Origin of the sequence: Bacillus sp. AY2-1, from assembly GCF_008368965.1 — a bacterium.
GTDB classification, from domain to species: Bacteria; Bacillota; Bacilli; order Bacillales; family Bacillaceae_G; genus Bacillus_A; species Bacillus_A thuringiensis_S.
Genome location: NZ_QPEL01000009.1, coordinates 1 through 22,136, shown reverse-complemented (window position 1 = coordinate 22,136; position 22,136 = coordinate 1). Strand labels below are relative to the sequence as shown.

Sequence of the window (22,136 nt, the reverse complement as noted above, 5' to 3'; positions counted from 1 at the left end):
TTGCTTATACTGTAAAGTATCAGGGTTTTGTTGAAATAGAAGGAGATTGTTTATGAGTGAAACGAAACAATTAATAGAGGAAGCAAGTAATTTTATTACGATTTGTTATAAAGAGCTTCATAAAGAACAATTGATAGAAGAACGTATAAAAGAAATTCAAATTGAGGTAGAGAAGACAGGGACATATGAGCATACATTTGAAGAACTTGTTCATGGTTCACGAATGGCATGGCGTAACAGTAATAGATGTATTGGAAGACTATTTTGGAGTAAGATGCACATATTAGATGCGCGCGAAGTAAATGATGAAGAGGGTGTATATAATGCATTAATTCATCATATTAAATATGCAACGAACGACGGGAAAGTTAAACCAACCATTACGATTTTTAAGCAATATCAAGGTGAGGAAAATAATATACGAATTTATAATCACCAATTGATTCGATATGCAGGATATAAAACAGAAATGGGAGTGATCGGTGACTCTCATTCCGCTACATTTACGGACTTTTGTCAGGAGCTTGGCTGGCAAGGAGAAGGTACGAATTTCGATGTATTGCCACTTGTGTTTTCTATAAACGGGAAGGCGCCTACATATAAAGAAATTCCGAGGAAAGAAGTAAAAGAAGTGCCAATTGAACACCCAGAATACCCTATTTCATCACTTGGAGCAAAATGGTATGGGGTTCCAATGATCTCGGATATGTGCTTAGAAATTGGCGGTATTTCTTATACAGCTGCTCCGTTCAATGGATGGTATATGGGAACAGAAATTGGGGCGCGCAACTTAGCGGATCATGATCGTTATAATTTACTTCCGGCTGTTGCGGAGATGATGGATTTAGATACATCGAGAAACGGTACGTTATGGAAGGATAAGGCGCTAATTGAGTTGAATATTGCCGTACTACACTCTTTTAAAAAACAAGGAGTTAGTATTGTTGATCATCATACTGCTGCACAACAATTTCAGCAATTTGAGAAGCAAGAAGCTGCTTGTGGTCGTGTTGTAACAGGTAATTGGGTGTGGCTTATTCCACCATTATCTCCAGCTACCACTCATATTTATCACAAACCGTATCCGAATGAAATTTTGAAGCCAAATTTCTTTCATAAATAATATTTAGTGCAGTTTTTTCTGCAAAATATAATTTTTTTAATTACTGTTATGTAGCAAATGGAAGCCTTTACTCTCGGTTATTTTTGGAAGAGGATTTTTGAACCAAGGAGTTCCTTATGTTATAATCAAATTTCTGTTTCGAAGACCTTATAGAAATATAAGGTCTTTTGTTTTGCTTTTTTATGTAAGAGAAAGAGATTTTTTCTTTTTAATAAGGGATTTGGCATATTTTTAGGGACAACATAAGTATGTGGGAAGTCGATAAAATGTTATGCATATATAATTATTGTGTTTTGGGTTTAAACAATAAAACATAATAAAGTTGTTTTTTTAGATTGCTGAGGAAGGAGGAAGTGTAAATGAGGATGAAGAGTCGAAAAACTGATTGGCCTGTATTTATTATTAGCGGTGGTTCACTTTTATTATTTGTAATTGCAGTTTTTTTGAACAAGGATTATGTAGAGAGTGCGATTAATAACAGTTTCGCTTTTTCAATTAAATATTTTGGTGCCTTCTGGCAAGTTTTATTATTAGGTACATTTATTGTTGCGATGTGTATGGCGTTCTCCAAATATGGGAGAGTTAAACTTGGGGGATTAGAAAAACCTGAGATTAGTACGGCAAAATGGCTTGCTATTATTATGTCTACATTACTTGCCGGAGGTGGCGTTTTTTGGGCAGCAGCAGAGCCAATGTACCATTTGATGACGGTGCCACCAATACATGATGGTATATCTGCTGGAACGAAAGAAGCAGTCATGCCTGCTTTAGCACAAAGTTATATGCATTGGGGATTTTTAGCATGGACGATTTTAGGTACAATTAGTGCGGTAGTTATGATGTATGGACATTATCATAAAGGTATGCCGCTAAAACCTCGAACGCTTTTATATCCTATTTTTGGGGAAAAATTAGGAAAGAGCCTGCTTGGAACGATAATTGATGCAGCTGCAATTATTGCAGTAGCTGCAGGTACAATTGGCCCCATTGGATTTTTAGGTTTACAAGCAAGTTATGGGTTACAAGAATTATTTGGAATTTCTGATGTGTTTACTACTCAATTGGCAATTATTGTTTGTGTAGTGGCCGTGTCTACCATATCGGCAGTAACAGGTATTGATAAAGGGATTCAAATTATAAGTAATTTAAATGTTAGATTAGCAATTTTGTTAATGGCATTCATATTACTATTTGGGCCAGGTGGATTTATTATTGATTCGTTTGTTTCTTCGTTTGGATTTTATGTAAGTGAGTTTATACCGATGAGCACATACCGTGGTGATACAAGTTGGTTAGGGTCTTGGACAATCTTTTTCTGGGGATGGTTTATTGGATACGGACCAATGATGGCAATTTTAGTGAGTCGAATTTCAAGAGGGAGAACGATTCGAGAAATCATCGTTGCAATTGGAATTATCGCACCTATTATTACAACGTTTTGGTTTACTATATTAGGTGGATCAGGTGTGTTTTATGAGTTAATGAATCCTGGTTCTATCTCGGACGCATTAAGTGAATCTGGTATGCCGGCAGCTATGATTGCAATTACAGGGCAATTGCCACTTTCTAATATTATTGGACCAGCATTTCTTTTATTAACAATTTTATTTGTAGTGACAACAGGAGATTCAATGGCGTATTCCATTTCAATGGCAGTGACTGGAGACGGAGATCCTAGAATTAGTTTGCGAATTTTTTGGTCGCTTATTATGGGAGCAGTTGCAGCAATTCTTTTATATATGGGTGAAGGAAGTATTAATGCGCTACAATCGTTTATCGTAGTGACGGCAGTTCCGGTATCAATTTTATTATTCCCAATGCTATGGTTAGCGCCTAAAGTTGCGGGAGAATTAGCATTAAAACAAGGTATTGTAAAAGAAGAAGATAAAACTGCATTCTTATTTCAGAAGGCTAGTAAATCAAAATAAATAAAAATGTAAAAGAGGAAGCATCTTAAATAAGATGCTTCCTCTTTTACGTTTAATCTAATACTTTTCCCTTTGTTTCTGGTACACATATTAGCATTGTAATTAACCCGATTGGGTAGATGATAAAAATCAAGGACAATGCTCCAAGCAGGTTGCCGCCTGTAGCGAGTAAGCCGATAATAACAGGCCCAAATCCAGCTAACCCACGTCCTGTACCGAAAATAAAGTTTTCTGCGGTAGAGCGAGCTTCAGCAGGGTAGTTTTCAGCTAAAATTGCCCCAAACCCTCCCATCATTCCATTTGCAAAGAATCCAAGCAATGCACTTCCCCATAATAATAATGTTGAATCTGTGAATAAGAAGAAGTAAATGAGACAGTATACTGTACCACCAATATAATAAATTGCAAAAGTTTTACGACGACCAATTTTATCAGCCAGAATACCAAAGATTGCAATTCCAATTAGCATACCGATGGTAGAAATGAACATCCAGCCACTCGCTTTTGCTAATGTATAGTTATATTTATTTGCTAAAATAGTTGGCATCCATGTGAAGATGCCGTAATATCCGAAGTTCTGGATAAACGACATAATAATAAGACCGATTGTTGTGATTGTTACTTTTTTATTGGCAAATAATTTTCGAAGTGGGAATTTTTTTATATGTTTTAGTTGTTCTGCTTCAGTAGTTGTTAATTTACCTGTAGCTTCTTTTTGCAATAGTTCCTTTTTGTAGCGTTGTTTTTGCTCCCATATTTTCGGTTCACTTAAACTTTTACGGACATAGACAGCTAGTAAAGCTGGAATTAATCCAAATAAGAAAACGGCTCTCCATCCAAAGTGTGGGACAATAAATGCTGGAAGGAGTGAAGCAATCAGTACACCAAATTGCCATCCAAGTGCAACAACAGATGTCGCTTTAGCGCGCATTTCTTTAGACCATGTTTCTGTTACAATGGCCATTCCGATTCCGAATTCACCACCAACTCCCATTCCAACTAAAAAGCGAAGAATTAATAATTGCCAGTAGTCTGTTGCGAAATAAATGAGTGCGGTTGCTAGTGAAAACAGTAAGATTGTGAAGGCCATTGTACGAATACGGCCAAATAAATCAGCAATAAATCCAAATAAATAAGAACCAATTAACATCCCTATTGTGGTAGCTAATGTTAAGTTTCCACCTTCAACAGGACTTAAGTGAAACTCTTTTAAAATATAGACAAGTACGAAAGATAATAGCAACATATCTAAACCTTCTGCTGCATATCCTAGCGCAGAACCAAATAATGTTTTATACCTTTTCGCTTTCGTCTCCTCTGTTGTTTGTTGTACATCAGTAGTGACGTTCATTATTACTCCTCCTTATTTTCTACAGTCGCTATGGAAGAATAACAAAAGGCCTTCTCACCTGATATGATGAGAAGGCCAAAAAAGCATACGTATCCCCAAAAAAGAACATACGTATATTGTATTCCGACTTCCTTCTCAACCTCACGGGGTTGGGTTAAAGGACTGTATTATATTACTTTATTTTTAGCACTCTTCTATTGGATTGTCAAATAAAGAGGAAGTTATTATGTGTGAAATATTTCAAAAAACATTTCGTTCTTCTTGACGTCGGCTTCATTATTTTCCCATAATAAAACTAACTAAATAAAAAGGAATGAATCAAAGATGCTAAATTTAGTACTCATGATGATTGAACGAGTCGGACTTATAGTTATTTTAGGATTTTTACTCTCTCATATTAAAACTTTCAGGCGCCTCCTTCATAAACAGGATGGCTATGTAGATAAGCTTAAGCTTATTTGTATTTTTTCGGTATTTACAATTGTAAGCAATTACACTGGGATTGAAATAGCGGGAAATACAATTATGAATGAAAATTGGTTACAAGGTGTTTCTTCGTCAAGTACAATTGCGAATACGCGTATTATGGGTGTTGGTATTAGCGGCTTACTTGGTGGCCCTATCGTAGGGATTGGAGTAGGGTTTATTGCTGGTATTCATCGTTATATGCTTGGTGGTACGACAGCGCTAAGTTGCGCAATCTCTTCTATTTTAGCGGGGATTATAACTGGTTATATCGGATATATTTTCAAAAAATATAACCGTACAATTACTCCTAAGTTTTCAGCAGTTTTAAGTGTTTTTATCGTATCTTTAGAAATGCTTATGATTTTATTAATTATAGAGGATGGAATTAGCGTTGTGAAAACAATAGCGATACCGATGATTCTTGTAAATAGTTTTGGAAGTTTTATTTTACTTTCTATGATACAAGCTATTTTGCGTCAGGAGGAGAATGCAAAAGCACTTCAGACTCATAAAGTATTGCGTATTGCTGATAAAACGTTACCGTATTTTCGTCAAGGCTTAACAGAAGAATCGTGTAAGCATGTGGCACAAATTATTCACCGCTTTACAGGAACAGATGCGGTATCTTTAACAGATACAGAGAAAATATTAGCGCACGTTGGATTAGCATCAGATCACCATATTCCTTCACATAGTTTAATAACTGGTTTATCAAAAGAAGTTTTACATACAGGGCAAATAATGAAGGCGAAATCACGTGAGGTTATTAATTGCCAACATGAAGGCTGTCCCTTACAAGCCGCTATTGTTATTCCACTAACTTCACATGGAAATACGATAGGGACATTAAAACTGTATTTCAAAAATTCTAACCAGTTAAGTCGCGTTGAAGAAGAATTAGCAGAAGGGTTAGCAAAAATATTCTCCACGCAGTTAGAGTTAGGAGAAGCTGAGTTGCAAAGTAAATTACTTCAAGATGCGGAGATAAAAGCATTACAAGCGCAAATTAACCCGCACTTTTTATTTAATGCGATTAATACAGTATCAGCTTTATGCCGAACAGATGTAGAAAAAGCAAGGAAGTTATTATTACAGCTTAGCGTGTATTTCCGTTGTAATTTGCAAGGAGCACGTCAGTTATTGATTCCACTGGAACAAGAATTAAACCATGTACAGGCATACTTATCACTAGAACAAGCAAGGTTCCCAAATAAGTATGAGGTAAAGATGTATATTGAGGATGAGCTAAAGACAACTTTAGTACCACCATTTGTTCTTCAACTATTGGTTGAAAATGCATTGCGACATGCTTTTCCGAAGAAGCAACCAGTGTGTGAAGTGGAAGTGCATGTTTTTGAAAAAGAGGGTATGGTTCACTTTGAAGTAAAAGATAATGGACAGGGAATTGAGGAAGAACGTTTAGAACAATTAGGAAAGATGGTAGTTTCGTCAAAGAAAGGGACTGGAACAGCTTTATATAATATTAATGAACGTCTTATTGGGTTATTTGGGAAAGAAACCATGCTTCATATCGAAAGTGAATTAAATAAAGGGACGGAGATTACCTTTATTATTCCAAAAAAAGTAGGGGAGGAAGAGCCAGGTGTTAAAAGTATTAGTAGTTGACGATGAAATGTTAGCACGTGATGAACTAAAGTATTTATTAGAGAGAACGAAAGAAGTTGAGATAGTTGGTGAGGCTGATTGTGTGGAAGACGCATTAGAAGAACTAATGCAATGTAGACCAGATATTGTATTTTTAGATATTCAATTATCCGATGATAACGGATTTGAAATCGCGAATATATTAAAGAAGATGAAAAATCCACCTGCAATTGTATTTGCTACTGCCTATGATCAATATGCGTTGCGAGCATTTGAAGTAGATGCGTTAGACTACATTTTAAAACCATTTGATGAAGAGCGTATTGTGCAAACATTAAAGAAGTATAAAAAACAAAAACAAGCGCAAATAGAAACGAAGCACGAAATAAAGGGGACAGATGTAACAGCAGAGATGCATAAATTAGCATTACCAATTGAAGAATCAATCGTACTTGTGAATATTGAAGATATTATATATGTAGGGCTTGTAGATGGGAAAGTAACAGTAAAAACAATGAGGGAAACATATGTAACACATGATACACTTGTAATTTTAGAGAAGAAGTTACCACAAGCAAACTTCATGCGCGTCCATCGTAGCTTTATTGCAAATATTAATCATATTACTGAAATTCAGCCATGGTTCAATTCTACTTATAATTTAATCATGAAAGAAGGATCGAAAGTACCTGTTAGCCGTACATATGCCAAAGAACTCAAGAAGCTGCTTCGTATTTAAGAAGCAGCTTTTGTATTTCATCCTTTTATATTTGTAACTGATTCTGTATATTTGACGTTCTGTTATGTAAACGCTTACCTCGTTACTTACATCTTATACAATAAAGGTACCAAATCGAAAGAGGTGGCCAAAATGAGTACGAAAAAAGTATACAGTTTCTTATCACAAGCATTCATATTCTCAGCTATTATGTTAATTTCTAATATTATTGCAACACATTTACCAATTCCGATGCCTTCATCGGTAATCGGGTTAGTTATTTTATTTAGTCTATTATGTTTAAAAGTTATTAAATTGGAGCAAGTTGAATCACTTGGAACAGCTTTAACAGGTATTATCGGATTCCTTTTCGTCCCATCAGGTATTTCAGTTATTAATTCTCTTGGTGTAATGGGACAATATTTTGTACAAATTTTAACTGTAATTGTTGTAGCAACAGTTATTTTACTAGCTGTAACAGGATTATTTGCACAATTTATTTTAGGAAAAGATGAAAAAGAAACAGAAGATACAAAAGAATTGAAAGTAGTAAATAAAGGACGCAAGCACGGAAAGGTTGCGTAACCATTGCATTTATATATTGTTAGGAGGTAATGAATATGGCAAGCACAATGACTCCATATTTCGGAATCGTCGTTTCATTAATCGCATACGGGATCGGAACGTTATTATTCAAGCATTCAAAAGGATTCTTCTTATTTACACCATTATTTGTAGCGATGGTATTAGGGATTGTCTTTCTAAAGGTAGGTAACTTTACTTTTGAAGAATATAATACTGGCGGAAAAATGATTAGTTTCTTCTTAGAACCAGCAACAATTGCATTCGCTATCCCACTATACAAACAAGTGGATAAGTTGAAAAAATATTGGTGGCAAATTTTATCGGCTATCGTGGTGGGATCTATTTGCTCAGTAATTGTCGTGTTCATTGTTGCAAAAGCAATCGGTTTAGATACAGCAGTAATGAATTCAATGCTACCACAAGCAGCAACAACAGCAATTGCGTTACCAATCTCAGAAAGTATTGGTGGTATTCCAGCAATTACATCGTTTGCAGTTATTTTCAACGCAGTTATCGTATACGCATTAGGGGCATTATTCTTAAAAACATTTAGAGTTAAGCATCCGATTGCAAAAGGTTTAGCACTTGGAACAGCGGGCCATGCATTAGGAGTTGCAGTAGGAATTGAAATGGGTGAGGTAGAGGCAGCGATGGCAAGTATTGCTGTAACGGTAGTTGGGGTTGTAACAGTAGTTGTCATCCCGATGTTCATGCCATTCATTGGATAGTAAAACTTACTTAAAAAATAAGAAAAGCAAGCTATTTGTAGGACAGATTTCTACTGATAGCTTGCTTTTTATGTTACAGTAGTGGTAAGACCTATTTAAAAAAATGTAAGTTTCCTTAAATCTTCATTAATACTATGTAGAATACGTTTTGAATTAGGTCATTGTATTGTAAAATAAGAAGTAAGCTACTTATATACCTGTTAAGGTAGGCATATAATGAGTTTATAAAAATCTTAATATGAATGAATAATTAAAAGTAGAAAAGAGAGAGAAATCTACTTATTAACGTTTTAGTTTATAGGACAGGAGAGAGTATTCGTCGATTATGCAAATAAAAAACCTGTTTCAAAGCAAAGGATTTCAGAGGTTACTCGTATTAGTAATACTTGCTCTCGTGTTATACGGGCTGCAAAGTATGTTGAATTTAATATTAATTACGTTTATTCTCACGTATTTAATGGATCGATTCCAAAAGTTTATTTCCCGCAAATTAGATCATTTCATGCCTATTAATCGAAAAATTATTATAGCATTTCTATATGTAATGTTAATTGGTGGAATTGCTATTACGCTATTTAAATATTTACCAGTATTGACGATACAAATTTCACAACTGATTTACCAATTCAATGTATTTTTAAGAAACCCACCAGATAGTGAACTAATTAAGTATGCAGTTAATGCTGTCAATCATATGGAGCTTTCTAAATATGTAGGACAAGGCGTAGACATTTTGTATAAATCGATTACGAATGTTGGTAAATTTGGCCTTCAAGTTTTACTTTCTTTAATTTTGAGTTTGTTTTTCTTACTAGAAAAATCTCGTATTGTTGGTTTTACTGCAAAGTTTAAAGAAAGCAGGCTTGCAATTTTCTATACTGAAATTGAGTACTTCGGAAAGAAATTTGCACGTTCATTTGGAAAGGTAATCGAAGCACAATTTTTAATTGCTGTTGTTAACTGTGTTCTTTCAGTTATCGCATTATGGATATTAGGATTCCCACAATTATTAGGTTTAGCGTTAATGATTTTCTTGCTTGGCTTAATTCCAGTAGCGGGGGTTATCATTTCGTTATTCCCACTTTGTATGATTGCTTACAATATTGGCGGTATTATGTACGTTGTTTATATTTTAGTTATCGTAACAGTTATTCATGCGCTTGAAAGTTACGTATTAAATCCGAAGTTTATGTCGCAAAAAACAAATTTACCGATTTTCTATACTTTTATGGTATTAATTTTCTCAGAGCACTTCTTAGGTGTATGGGGACTGATTATCGGTATTCCAATTTTCATTTTCTTATTAGATGTCTTAGATGTGACAAGTGATGAAATGGAGAAGGATGTTGGAACAAAATAAAGTGAAGTAGAGAAAAAGCATCGATGTTCGATGCTTTTTCTTTTATAACATTATGTTTCTTATGACATACTGTAAGGAGAATATAGAATAGGGGTGAAGTAATGGCTGTAAATGAAAAGGTAGAATTGGCTACATTTGCTGGAGGGTGTTTTTGGTGTATGGTTTCTCCATTTGAAGAGATGGAGGGAATTATACAGGTTGTTTCAGGTTATACAGGCGGTCATAAAGAGGACCCAACGTATAAAGAAGTGTGCTCGGAAACAACAGGACATTATGAAGCGGTACAAATTACATTTGATGCAAATAAAATGCCGTATGAGGAATTGTTAAATATATATTGGAGACAAATTGATCCGACCGATATTGGGGGACAATTCCATGACCGCGGACAGTCTTATGAAACGGTGATTTTTTATCATAATGAAGAACAACATAAAAAAGCAGAAGCTTCAAAAGAAGAGCTTGAGCAGAGTGGGCGCTTTTCGAAACCAATTGCGACAAAAATACTACCAGCAGCTACATTTTATCCAGCTGAAGAATATCACCAAGGATATCATAAGAAAAACACATTCCGCTATGAGTTATATCGTAAAGGCTCAGGACGAGATATTTTTATTAAGCAACATTGGCCAAAGGATAATGTTCATTTAAAAGAAAAACTCAATGAGATGCAGTTTTATGTAACACAGGAAAATGGTACAGAACCACCATTTCGAAATGAGTATTGGAACCATAAAGAGGAAGGTCTTTATGTAGACATCGTTTCAGGTGAGCCGTTGTTTACTTCTCTAGATAAATTTGATAGTGGATGTGGATGGCCTAGTTTTACAAAACCAGTGATGGCAGCAAGTGTGAAAGAAAAGATGGATGTGAGTCATAATATGACACGTACAGAAGTGAGAAGTAAAGAGGGAGATTCACATCTTGGGCACGTATTTCCAGACGGTCCAGGACCAAATGGCCTTCGTTACTGTATTAATTCCGCAGCTCTTCGATTTATTCCAAAAGAGGAATTAGAGAAAGAAGGCTATGGCGATTTCCTAATCTTGTTTGGAAATAAAAAATAACCTCGCAGTTAGCGAGGTTATTTTTTTGTTATTTTGTTTTTTTCTTTTTAAATTTGCTTAATACTTCATAAACAATTGGAACAATAAGAAGTGTTAATAACGTTGAACTTGTTAATCCACCAATTACCGTTACGCCAAGTCCTTTAGAAATTAAGCCACTACCTTCAAATCCTAATGCAAGCGGGATAAGAGCACCGATTGTTGCAATTGCAGTCATTAAAATTGGACGAACGCGTGTTGCACCAGCTTCTAATAAAGCTTCACGTGTTGATAGTCCTTCATTTTCTTTATGAATAACGCGGTCGATAAGCACGATTGCGTTTGTTACAACGATACCGATTAACATAAGTGCACCAATCATTGCAGATACACTTAATGTTTCACCAGAGATTAATAAGGCAACAAGAGCCCCAATAATTGTAAATGGTAGCGAGAATAAAATTGCGAATGGTGCAAGGGCACCACCAAATGTAACGACAAGAACGAAGTATACAATGGCAATCGCAGCTAACATCGCTAGGCCAAGTTGCTTGAATGATTCTTGAATATCTTTAGTAACACCGCCCATAGAAACATCTACCCCAGAAGGAAGATCCATTTTATCTACTTCTTTTTGTACTGCAGTAGATGCTTTTGAAACGTCATCAGATATTAATTTGGCACTAACCTCTGCATAAACACGTCCATCTCGGTGTGTTACTGTATTCGATGTTTCACCTTCTTTTACAGTCATAACATCTTTCACAGCTACTTCATTACCAAGTGGTGTTGTAATTTTGCGATTTGTTAAGTCATCGATTGTTTCATAATTTTGTTTTTCAGCTTCTACATATACATTGATATCTTTACCGTCTTTTTTAATTGTTGTCAGAACAGGGCGATCGTGTTGATTAGAAAGTCCCATTCCAATTTGAGCAGCCGTTAAGCCCATTTTACTTAGCTTTTCTTGATCTGCGACTAAAGTGTACTCTGCATATGTTTTTGCAATACTAGAATCTATATCTTTTAAGTCTTTATTTTTCTTCATGATATTTTGAATATCTTTTACGACAGGCTTAATGTCTTCTGAGCTATCTCCGTAAACGTATAGTTTAATTTCGTTACTACCGCCACTTGCTCCGAAGTCTTGGTTTTTCCATTCGCCTTTGCCAGACATCTTCTGTAAATCTTTAACGACTTGTTCTTTCTCTTTTTCAAAGTTTTTCGTGTCGTTATCATATTGAACGAAGAACATAGCTTGATTTGTTTGACCAGGGCTCATTGGGTTCTCTCCACCTAATGAGAACTGAATTGTTTTCACGTCTTTATTATCTTGGAAGTGCTTTTCAGCTTTCGTTGCAATTTTTTCAACGTCTTCCAATGTTTGACCTGGTTCAGGTTTGTATGTTGCGATAATCATTTTTTCTTCTTCAGAAGGTAAGAAACTTACACCGATAACTGGCACAAGTGCGAGACTACCAACTAATAGAAGGACAGCGATACTTGATGTAATAATTTTGTGATTTAAAGCCCATGCAAGTATGCGTTTATACCCATTTGCTAATTTACTTGGTTTTTCTTCATGATGTACTTCTTTTTCTCTCATACTCTCTTTCTTAAATAAAGAGTGAGCTAACATCGGTACGATTGTAACAGCTACTAGTAATGATGCTAATAAAGCGAAGACAATAGTTAAGGCGAATGGTAAGAACATTTCACCAATCATACCTTTTACAAGTCCTAGCGGTAAGAATACAGCGATTGTCACAATGGTAGAAGACATAATCGGAATAAACATTTCTTTCGTAGCTTCACGAATTAAATCTCTTCCGCGCAATTTCTCTTCTGATAACGACATACGTCGGTAAATATTTTCAATAACAACAATTGAGTCATCAACAACACGGCCTATAGCAACTGTCATTGCTCCAAGCGTCATAATGTTAAGCGTAATATCCATTTGCTTTATGACTAAAACAGCAATTAATAACGAAAGTGGTATTGAAACGACAGAGATTAACGTTGTTCGAATATTTCGTAGGAACAGCATAATAATAACAATCGCAAAGATAGCACCGAAAATTGCTTTGCTTAGCATTGTTTCAACTGACTTTTCAATAGGTGCACCTTGGTCGAATGTTGAAATGATCTCTAAATCTTTATATTTTTTCTCAAGATCTTTTACTTTATCTTTTACTGCATTTACAACATCAACTGTATTTGCATCAGAGGCCTTCACAATTTGAATTCCAATTGCTTCTTTTCCATTTGTTCGAGAAATGGATTCTGCTTTCCCAACTTCTTTAATTTCAGCAATTTCGTCTAATGTAACTGTTGGAATTCCGTTCATAGCAGCTGGATTCATTTGCGGCGTTTGTGCACCAGCGCCAGCATTTTGACTACCTTGACCGTTAGGTGATGAAGGTATAGCTGGGATTTTGAGTTCTTTTAATGCTTTAATCGTTGTAATATTGCCATCTACAACAACTGATTTTTCCGTGTCTTTAAACGTGTATAGGCCAAGTGGTAAAGATACATCCGATCCTTTAATTACATTTTTTACAGTATCTTCACTTAGTCCTAGTTCTTTCATTTTATCTTTCTTGAAGACGAGCTGTACTTCATCTACTTGTTGACCTGCAATTTGAACAGATGCAACACCATCAAGTCCTTTTAAGCCCGGTACAATATTTTTCTCTACATTTTCAGTTAAGGTAGCTAAAGATTCATTCTTGCTTGCTACGCTTAACGAAATAACAGGAAAAGCATTGAAGTTTACTCGTGAAACCTTAGGGTCTTTAACACCGTCAGGGAGCTTTACATTTGTGAGAGCTTCTTTAATTTCTGTTTCTGCTTTTTCCATATTTTTATCAAAATCGTATTCTACTTGAATAGAAGATGCGTTTTGAAAAGATGATGAGCTAACAACGTTAACACCACTTAAATTTTGTAGTTGTTCTTCCATCGGCTTTGAAACTTTATCGGCTACTTCTTCTGGTGTAGCACCAGGATAGACCGTAGTTACTGTCACAATCGGTGTTGTAATATCAGGAATTGTTTCCAGCTTCATATTGAGGCCAGAGTAAATTCCCGCAATAGTAACAATAATGGTTAGTAGCCAAACTGCGAACTTATTTTTTAACGAGAAATTGATGATTTTGTTCATGTTTGCGCTCCCTTTGTATTATATTGACCAACTGGTCAGTCTAATACATAATATAACTGACCAGTTGGTCAATCGTCAATAAAAAGAGATGGTATAATAAATCCATAATAAGATGCGAGATTAAATTTAGGAGAGAAGATATGAAAGAAAAAGAGCGTTTAATTATAGAATCGGCTATGAAGTTATTTGCTAATAAGGGTGTAAATGCGACATCAGTGCAGGAAATTGTGACAGCTAGTGGTATATCTAAGGGAGCTTTTTACTTATATTTTAAATCAAAAGATGAGCTTTTATTAGCGACACTTCGATATTATTATGACAAAATTCAAAAGAAAATGCTGGATATTGAGCAAGAGTCTTTGTTACCACGTGAAAAATTTGCAAAACAATTACATTGTCAGTTTAATGATATACAAAAGCATAAAGAGTTTATTATTATGCATGCGAGAGAAAATGCGATTCCGTTTAATAAAGAAGTGGAAGAATTTATGATGCGGATGAAGTTAGAGTCTCATGCATTTTATCGAAATAGTTTATTGTCCATTTATGGTGAAAAGATTATGCCATATTTATTGGATTTAGTAATTATGGTGGAAGGCATATGCCGTGGGTATTTAGAATTAATTATTTTACAAGCAACAGAAATTGATTTATCTTACGTCTCTGCTTTTATTTTAAAAAGAGTAGATAATTTAGTAGATGGCTTGGTAGAATCTTCGGAAGAACCTATTTTACACGAAGAAAAGCTTGGAGAATTTCTTTGTAAATCAGAGCTCATTAAGGAACAGGTTAAAGAGCATTTTTTAAAAGAAATTATTGGATTTAAGCGTACTCTAGCTGATCAATTAGAGGACGATGAGCTGCTAGTAACATTAGATGTTTTAGAGGCGGAAATGCGATTGCTTAATCCAAGAATTCCGGTAATTAGAGGTATGTTAGCAAATTTAGAGGTTTATCCGGAATTAAAAGAATTTCGCTTACGCCTTATAGGATACTACAATATAAAAAATTCTTAATAAAAAACTCCTTGTCTACACAAGGAGTTTTTTATTAAAGATTACTTACTATTTTGAGACCATTTTTCTACATCCCAAACCTTTGTGATCCAATCTTCATAGAATTCCGGTTCGTGACATACAAGGAGAATTGTTCCTTTATATGCTTTCATAGCCTTCTTAAGTTCTTCTTTTGCTGTAACATCAAGATGGTTTGTCGGCTCATCAAATAGTAGCCAGTTACTTTCTTCACCCATTAGCTTACATAAACGAACCTTTGCTTGTTCTCCACCACTTAATTGACTTAATGGACGAGAAATATGTTCATTTTTTAATCCGCATTTTGCTAACATCGCACGAATTTGATGCTGGTCTAGGCCAGGGAATGTATTCCATACATCATCAATTGGTGTTATATTATCAGCTTTAACTTCTTGCTCAAAGTATGCAGGCTCTAAGAAGTCACCAAGACTTGTTTTACCGTTTAAAGGTTTAATTTTACCTAAGATTGTTTTTAGTAGCGTTGATTTACCAACACCATTACATCCAACAATAGCAATTTTTTCACCACGCTCAATTGTCATTGATAACTTTGGTAGTAGCGGATGTGTATATCCGATTTCTACATTTTCACCTTCAAAGACGAAGCGACTACTTGCACGACTTTCTTTAAATGAGAATTCAGGTTTGATTGCTGTTTCCGGACGATCAATAAGTTCCATGCGATCAAGTTGTTTTTGACGACTCTTTGCACGACCTGTCGTTGAATAACGAGCCTTGTTCTTTGCAATGAAGTCTTCTTGCTTTTTGATAAACTCGCGCTGCTTTTCATAAGCGTTTATATGTTGATTTTTATTGATTTCTGCTAGTTCTAGGAATTTTTCATATGTCGCTGTATAGCGTGTCATTTTTGTGAATTCTAGATGGAAAATAACATCAACACATTTGTTCATAAATTCCGTATCATGAGAAATCAATAAGAATGCATGTGGGTATTCTTTTAAATAAGTTGTTAACCAATGAATATGTTCAACGTCTAAATAGTTAGTAGGTTCATCAAGCAATAACACTTCTGGTTGTTCAAGTAATAGCTTTGCAAGCAATACTTTTGTACGTTGTCCACCACTTAGTGCTGAAACATCACGATCTAAACCAATAGCATCAATTCCAAGACCACGTGCAGCCTCTTCAATTTTCATATCTAGTAAATAGAAACCACCTGCTTCAAGTGCATCTTGTATTTCTGCCATTTGCTCAAGAAGTTCTTCTAGTTCTTCTGGTGTAGCAGTTCCCATTTTTTCTGTAACTTCATTTAAAGCTGTTTCCTTTTCGAATAACGGTAAAAATGCATCCGCTAGTACGTCACGAATTGTACGTCCAGGCGTTAAAACCGTATGCTGATCTAAGTAACCGTAATGTGTGCCTGGTGTCCATTCTACACGACCTTCGTCATGAATAAGCTGACCAGTAATGATATTCATAAATGTTGATTTACCAACACCGTTTGCACCAACTAATCCAACGTGCTCACCTGCTAATAATCGCATAGATACATCTTTAAATAATGTACGATCGCCAAATGTATGTCCTAATTTTTCAACTGTTAATAAGCTCATAGTATCCTCCGTCCAACTTGAAATAGTACCTTGAATCATGATACTAAATTCTTTCATATAATGCCATCATTTCAAAATGTATATTTTTTCAAAAAAAGGGTTGCATTAATTTTCTGAAAATATATAATATAATTGAACAGTGGTTAATTATATGTGTGAGGTATGAAATATGTCGCCAAGGAAAGCAGTTAAACAAGAACTAACAAGAGAAATGATTATGAATGTAGCTAGGGAGCTATTTATAGCACAAGGATATCAACATACTTCAATGCGCAAAATTGCAACAGAACTTGGATATAGCCATGGTTCGATTTATTATCATTTTAAAAACAAAGCAGAGCTATTTTACGCAATGGTGGAACAGGATTTTCAATTATTAAACAAAAAGTTAGATGAAATTTGTAATCAAAAGTTATCGAGAGAAGAGCAACTAAGAGCAGTTTTATTCGGTTTTATTGAATTTGGTCTAAGAAATCAGAGTCATTATGAAATTATGTTTTTAATTAAAGATGCCGAATTAAAAGAGTGTTTGGCAAATAGTCCTAATGTTAGTTATGAAAAATTTGCGAAGGTTATTTCTTTTTTATGTGATGGGGAATTAAATGCGATGATAATATGGTCTGTTTTTTTATCATTACATGGATTTGTAGCACATTATTGCAGAAGTGGCCAAACGTTTGAAGAACTACAAGGTTTGGCTAAGGTACATGTAGAGTTTATTTCAAAATCGCTTCTTATGTAAGTGATTTTCTTTTTAATATTAATTGAACAGTGGTTAATTAATTTAGGAGGGGATTTATAATGAAAAAGGCTTTAGTATTAGGTGCTTCTGGTTCAATGGGTTATGCAATTGTAAACGAATTATGTGGCCGAGGGATTCATGTGGTTGCTTTTGCAAGAAATAAGGAGAGATTAGGTGCATTATTTTCTGGGAACAAACATGTAGAAGTTGTAGCCGGCGATGTATTTGTAAAAGAGGATATAATGAATGCTGCTAAAGATGTTGATATTATATTTCATGTTGTAAATATTCCGTATTCAGATTGGGAGAAACAGCAAGAGAAATTATTAATAAACATATTAGAGGTATCGAAACATTACGGTATCAAACTAGGGATAGTTGATAATATTTATGCGTATGGAAGGCAAGGGGAAGGGCTTGTAAAAGAAGAGGCTAAAAAAAGACCACACACAAAGAAAGGGAAGATTCGTTTACAACTTGAAGAGATGGCAAAACAAGCTAATGTACGAATGTTTATTGCTCATTTCCCAGACTTTTATGGTCCAAATGCAGAAAGCACACTTGTTCATCATACATTAAAGGGAATACTTGCAAATAAAATGTCTAGCTTTGTTGGAGATAAAAAGATTGCCCGTGAATATATTTTTACACCAGATGGTGCAAAAGCAATGGTTGAATTAGCTTTACATGATGAGGCCTATGGACAAAATTGGAACATACCAGGTTATGGTGTTATTACAGGTGAGGAAATGATTCAACACATACGGGAATTAACGGGATATACGAAACGAGTAATAACTGTAAAAAGAGGAATGATCCAGTTTATTGGTTTGTTTGATAAGCAGATGAAAGAATTTATGGAAATGCTATATTTGACGGAAAAACCAGTTGTATTAAGCGGGGAGAAATATGAGAGGTATATCGGGGATATACCAAAAACTTCGTATTATAATGGGCTAAAAGAAATGATTATATCTATGCAAAAAAAGGGTGTGTAAATGTTAGTATATAAAAAAGTTACTTCTACCTACAGAAGTAACTTTTTTGTTATGCCTTTTGTTTAACTTCACTAACTTTCTTTTCAGCTACAATAAAATGCGGTCTACGTTTTGTTTCATAATAAATACGACCGATATATTCACCAATAACACCTAGGAATATGAGTTGAATACCGCCAATAAATAGTATAGCGGAAATGAGAGTAAAGTAACCAGGAACTTCCACACCACCAAGGATAATTTGAACGAACGTAGTGATTACATATAAAAGTCCAAAAATGGTTGTTAGTAATCCAAGATATATAGATAGGCGTAACGGTTTATTATTGAATGAAATTACACCATCAATTCCGTAATTTAATAATTTCGAGAAGGTCCATTTACTTTCTCCATCAGAACGTAATACATTTTCATATTCAATAATTAATTCGTTATAACCAATCCAAGAGAATAAGCCCTTTGAAAATCGGTTGTACTCACTTAAGGATACTAATGAATCCACTGCTCTTCGACTTAAAAGTCTAAAGTCACCAATACCATCTACTAATTCAATATCTACAAACTTATTCATCACCTTATAGTAAAGACGAGAGACGAAAGAGCGAACGGGTGAATCACCAGTTCTTGTCCTTTTTGCAATGACTTGGTCGTAGCCATCGTTATATCCTTCTAACAGTTCTTTTATTAACGTAGGAGGGTGTTGTAAGTCAGCATCCATAATAACGATTGCATCGCCTGTAGCGTATTTTAAGCCAGCTAACATTGCAGCTTCTTTTCCGAAGTTTCGACTAAACGATATATAGTGTACTGATGAATCTGAACTAGCTAAATCACGTAAAATATTTAATGTATCATCTTTACTACCATCATTAACAAAAACAAATTCATAATCGGTAGTTAATTTATGAATTTCAAGAGAAGTCTCTGAATAAAAGGCTCGAAGCACCTTTTCTTCATTGTAGCATGGTACTACTATTGAAAGGGTCATGTTAGGACCTCCTTAGGTGTAATTTTAAACTGGGCATGAAGTAAAAGTGAAGCAATGATCTTCAACTTTTACTTCACTTTACTTTAATAACTTTTTTTAAAACGATTTTTTAATTTTGAATATCTTTTCGGATCTCCAAGAACTAGAAGCGAGATGCAAATGATAAATGAAATGATAGAAATAACGAGACCCATTTTGAAATAAGGTGTGACGTATTTCATTTCAACTATATGTTGCCCTTTGGAAATAGGAACGCCAATAAAGGCGGAATTAGCCTTCGTAAATTCTGTTTCTTTACCGTCAACTTTTATTGACCATCCTTTACTATACGGTACCGATAAATATAGCAATCCATCCTTAGTAGAATTAATATCACCTTTTAAGGAGTTACCTTCATAGTAAATATTTTGTAGACTATTTTCTTTTAAAGTATTTACTTTTTTCGGGATAGTCTGATAGTTAGTACTGTTGATTTGTAAGTCTTTCAACTCATATTGACCAGGAGTAGGAATAGAAATGATTAGCTCGGTTGGCTTCGCATCTTTTCCTAAGTTGTAAACAAATCTTTCTAAAGGATAAGCATAAGCTCCATCTTCATTACCTTTTATCATAGATTTGTCATTCACGGTAACCCCAAATGATTCCTTGTTTATATTTCTAATTTTAATTTCAACAAGAAGATCACCTAACATATCGTTATTATCAATAGGTACTATTATACGCCCATTTTCATGAACAGTGAGTATATCTTTCTCTTTCTCTATATTTTCCCACTTCATTTTATTTGGATTAATCTTAATTTGTTTTGAATCTAGCTGTTTTGTATTAAATTGTTTTAGTGGAAGACTTCCAACATCATTTACAACTACAGCATCTAATAAAAGTTGATCTTTCTCGGCAAAATTAAGTTTTGAAAATTCTTCATCACTTATTCCAGCTTCGTATACATAGCCTAATGGTAGTGCAAATTCATTTTTATAAATGTTGTAAGGACCTACTTGTTGTAAATGCTTATAGCCATAAGGAATTTCGGTTTTATTAGCACCGTCACTTAGTACATAATATTTTACCCCTAGCATGTTCTCAAGGAATAATCGTTTATCTAACTGGAAGAACATAGATGGGCTATCATATCCTTGGAAAACATTGTACTTATTCTTCATAAAGTCATGAATATGATAATTGACTAAGCTTTGATAAGTACTTGTACCATGATAACCTTGCAACATAGGCGTATTTTTATAATTATTGTTTGGATTGATAATTCGATAAAAATCTTTATCTTGATTTTGTATATAACGAATTGCTTCAATTTCATCCTTATTATCAAGACCTGGTCCATGTAATGATTCTTTTGTCACGCCTGCTTGATTAAAGTGTTTACTAAGAGCAAAATCTGAATAGAAGTAATTAATAAATATTACATTGACGAGTACATTTAATACAATGAAACATTGTAGGGCTACTTTTGATAAATAGCGCCATAGTAATATTGTAATAATGGATAATACAGTAGTGCAAATTAAAATTTTATCAATCGTTTGTAGCGGCTGTGCGTTTATATTTACTTTTCTATAGAATGCGTAAATAAATAGTGCTGTTGCCAGCAAAGGACCTATTAAAGAATTGACCTTCTTTTTGTGAAGCAGCATCCAATCTAAAATGTAGGCGACAGTTTGCGCAACCACAAATGCAAATAAGTAAAACCATCTGTATTGCATAGCAGAAAAGCCATTAAATATGGAATACGTATATGGAAGCATATATAGCACTAACATAAACCCAGTAAAGAGTAATTTATTTGTGACAAGTTTATTGCGTATTAGAAGCGCGCTAGTAATAAGGAAGAGGATGAAAACAGGGAATGCAAGCTGATAATCCTCTGTATTATTAATGAAAAAGATACTTTCCATTAAGTTTTTATAAAACGTATCTTCAAAAAATAACGGTATAGTAAATTTTGTAGCGAGTCGATCGGAACTAAATACACCATTTACAGATGGTATAAAGCAAACAGCAGATAAACCTAGTGATAAAGCATATAGAAAAGCAATTCTAATATAATAAATTATAAATGTTTTAATTGTTTTGTTCTGCTGTGTAGCGAAATATTGGAAAAAGGCATAAATATAGATAAAAATACTAGTAATGAAAGCGAAATAGAAATTTGATGCAAGCATAAGTGCTGTTGCAAACAGGAATAATCCCTTTTTTCGCTCTAAAATATATTTATCTAATCCCCATAGTACTAAAGGTAAAAACACTATAGCATCTGCCATGAAATCCCATAATAAAGAATGGCGAATGAAAGTTACACATCCTCCATATATAATGGCAGAAATGAGAGAAGAAAAAATAGTTTTATTGTGATAACGTAAAGAACCATACATGAATAACATAGCTAATGTACTTTTTAAAATGCTCATATATAGTTTCATCTCAAAGATTTGGTCAAAATTTAGTTTAGGAAGTAGAAGCGTAAGCCAGAAAAATGGTGCTGTACTATAGTAATAACTAAATTCTCCGAATAAATCTCCACCTAAGCCATAATCCCAAGACCAAAATAAATTTCCATCTTTAAATGCGTGTTGTAAAAGGAATGTAAAGAAACTGAATTGTGATAATGCATCTCCCGTACTAGAAAATACACTGTCTGATTTTAGGAAAAAGTAATGAAAAGCAAATGCACATATTATTAATAATGGAATAATAATAAGTG

At 34.4% G+C, this 22,136-nt stretch carries 16 protein-coding genes; 11 read left to right on the top strand and 5 right to left on the bottom strand.

What is annotated here, in order from left to right:
• The first annotated feature begins 52 nt into the window (after positions 1-52).
• Both DN403_RS01060 and DN403_RS01055 read left to right on the top strand, forming a co-directional pair.
• Entirely contained in the window at positions 53-1,123 is a 1,071-nt protein-coding gene (locus tag DN403_RS01060; protein ID WP_000005086.1) for a nitric oxide synthase oxygenase, read from the top strand.
• A gap of 359 nt (positions 1,124-1,482) precedes the next feature.
• The gene (locus DN403_RS01055; protein WP_001242448.1) at positions 1,483-3,051 is read left to right on the top strand and encodes a BCCT family transporter; all 1,569 of its coding nucleotides are present in this window, start codon (positions 1,483-1,485) and stop codon (positions 3,049-3,051) included.
• 52 nt (positions 3,052-3,103) lie between these two features.
• Here DN403_RS01055 and DN403_RS01050 read toward each other — a convergent pair whose 3' ends face one another.
• A complete protein-coding gene (locus tag DN403_RS01050; protein ID WP_001103414.1) occupies positions 3,104-4,402 on the bottom strand; it encodes an MFS transporter in 1,299 nt (432 codons plus the stop codon).
• A 324-nt stretch (positions 4,403-4,726) separates the two neighbouring features.
• Here DN403_RS01050 and lytS point away from each other — a divergent pair, with 324 nt between their 5' ends.
• The 6 genes from lytS (at position 4,727) to msrB (ending at position 10,933) form a co-directional block, all read left to right on the top strand.
• Positions 4,727-6,496, top strand: a complete 1,770-nt coding sequence (gene lytS, locus DN403_RS01045; protein WP_000933559.1) for a two-component system sensor histidine kinase LytS — start codon at positions 4,727-4,729, stop codon at positions 6,494-6,496.
• Positions 6,474-7,214 (top strand): LytR/AlgR family response regulator transcription factor, encoded by a 741-nt coding sequence (locus tag DN403_RS01040; protein ID WP_000921847.1) that lies wholly within the window; start codon positions 6,474-6,476, stop codon positions 7,212-7,214. The genes lytS and DN403_RS01040 overlap by 23 nt, the downstream gene beginning before the upstream one ends.
• Positions 7,215-7,346: 132 nt before the next feature.
• Positions 7,347-7,778 (top strand): antiholin-like murein hydrolase modulator LrgA, encoded by a 432-nt coding sequence (lrgA, locus tag DN403_RS01035; protein WP_000104901.1) that lies wholly within the window; start codon positions 7,347-7,349, stop codon positions 7,776-7,778.
• A gap of 35 nt (positions 7,779-7,813) precedes the next feature.
• The gene (lrgB, locus tag DN403_RS01030) at positions 7,814-8,506 is read left to right on the top strand and encodes an antiholin-like protein LrgB (RefSeq protein WP_000168869.1); all 693 of its coding nucleotides are present in this window, start codon (positions 7,814-7,816) and stop codon (positions 8,504-8,506) included.
• 325 nt (positions 8,507-8,831) lie between these two features.
• Positions 8,832-9,866, top strand: coding sequence for an AI-2E family transporter (locus DN403_RS01025; protein ID WP_001166011.1), 1,035 nt, complete (start codon positions 8,832-8,834; stop codon positions 9,864-9,866).
• Positions 9,867-9,967: 101 nt separating this feature from the next.
• A complete protein-coding gene (gene msrB / locus DN403_RS01020; protein WP_074791017.1) occupies positions 9,968-10,933 on the top strand; it encodes a peptide-methionine (R)-S-oxide reductase MsrB in 966 nt (321 codons plus the stop codon).
• Positions 10,934-10,961: 28 nt separating this feature from the next.
• Here msrB and DN403_RS01015 read toward each other — a convergent pair whose 3' ends face one another.
• Complete coding sequence (locus DN403_RS01015) at positions 10,962-14,078, bottom strand: efflux RND transporter permease subunit (protein WP_149185273.1); 3,117 nt, start codon at positions 14,076-14,078, stop codon at positions 10,962-10,964.
• Positions 14,079-14,218: 140 nt separating this feature from the next.
• Here DN403_RS01015 and DN403_RS01010 point away from each other — a divergent pair, with 140 nt between their 5' ends.
• The gene (locus DN403_RS01010) at positions 14,219-15,094 is read left to right on the top strand and encodes a TetR/AcrR family transcriptional regulator (RefSeq protein WP_149185272.1); all 876 of its coding nucleotides are present in this window, start codon (positions 14,219-14,221) and stop codon (positions 15,092-15,094) included.
• 41 nt (positions 15,095-15,135) lie between these two features.
• On the opposite strand, the gene DN403_RS01005 is transcribed toward DN403_RS01010, so the two are convergent.
• Entirely contained in the window at positions 15,136-16,689 is a 1,554-nt protein-coding gene (locus DN403_RS01005) for an ABC-F family ATP-binding cassette domain-containing protein (RefSeq protein ID WP_002083531.1), read from the bottom strand.
• Between the two features lie 169 nt (positions 16,690-16,858).
• Here DN403_RS01005 and DN403_RS01000 point away from each other — a divergent pair, with 169 nt between their 5' ends.
• Entirely contained in the window at positions 16,859-17,431 is a 573-nt protein-coding gene (locus tag DN403_RS01000; RefSeq protein ID WP_000074952.1) for a TetR/AcrR family transcriptional regulator, read from the top strand.
• A 59-nt stretch (positions 17,432-17,490) separates the two neighbouring features.
• Entirely contained in the window at positions 17,491-18,429 is a 939-nt protein-coding gene (locus DN403_RS00995; RefSeq protein ID WP_000709952.1) for an NAD-dependent epimerase/dehydratase family protein, read from the top strand.
• Between the two features lie 49 nt (positions 18,430-18,478).
• Here the strand turns inward: DN403_RS00995 and DN403_RS00990 are convergent, their stop codons facing one another.
• Together DN403_RS00990 and DN403_RS00985 are read right to left on the bottom strand one after the other, a co-directional pair.
• Positions 18,479-19,417, bottom strand: coding sequence for a glycosyltransferase family 2 protein (locus DN403_RS00990; protein ID WP_000175828.1), 939 nt, complete (start codon positions 19,415-19,417; stop codon positions 18,479-18,481).
• A gap of 83 nt (positions 19,418-19,500) precedes the next feature.
• Positions 19,501-22,136, bottom strand: a 2,636-nt coding sequence (locus tag DN403_RS00985; RefSeq protein WP_255451745.1) for a YfhO family protein, incomplete at its 5' end; no start/stop codon positions are given.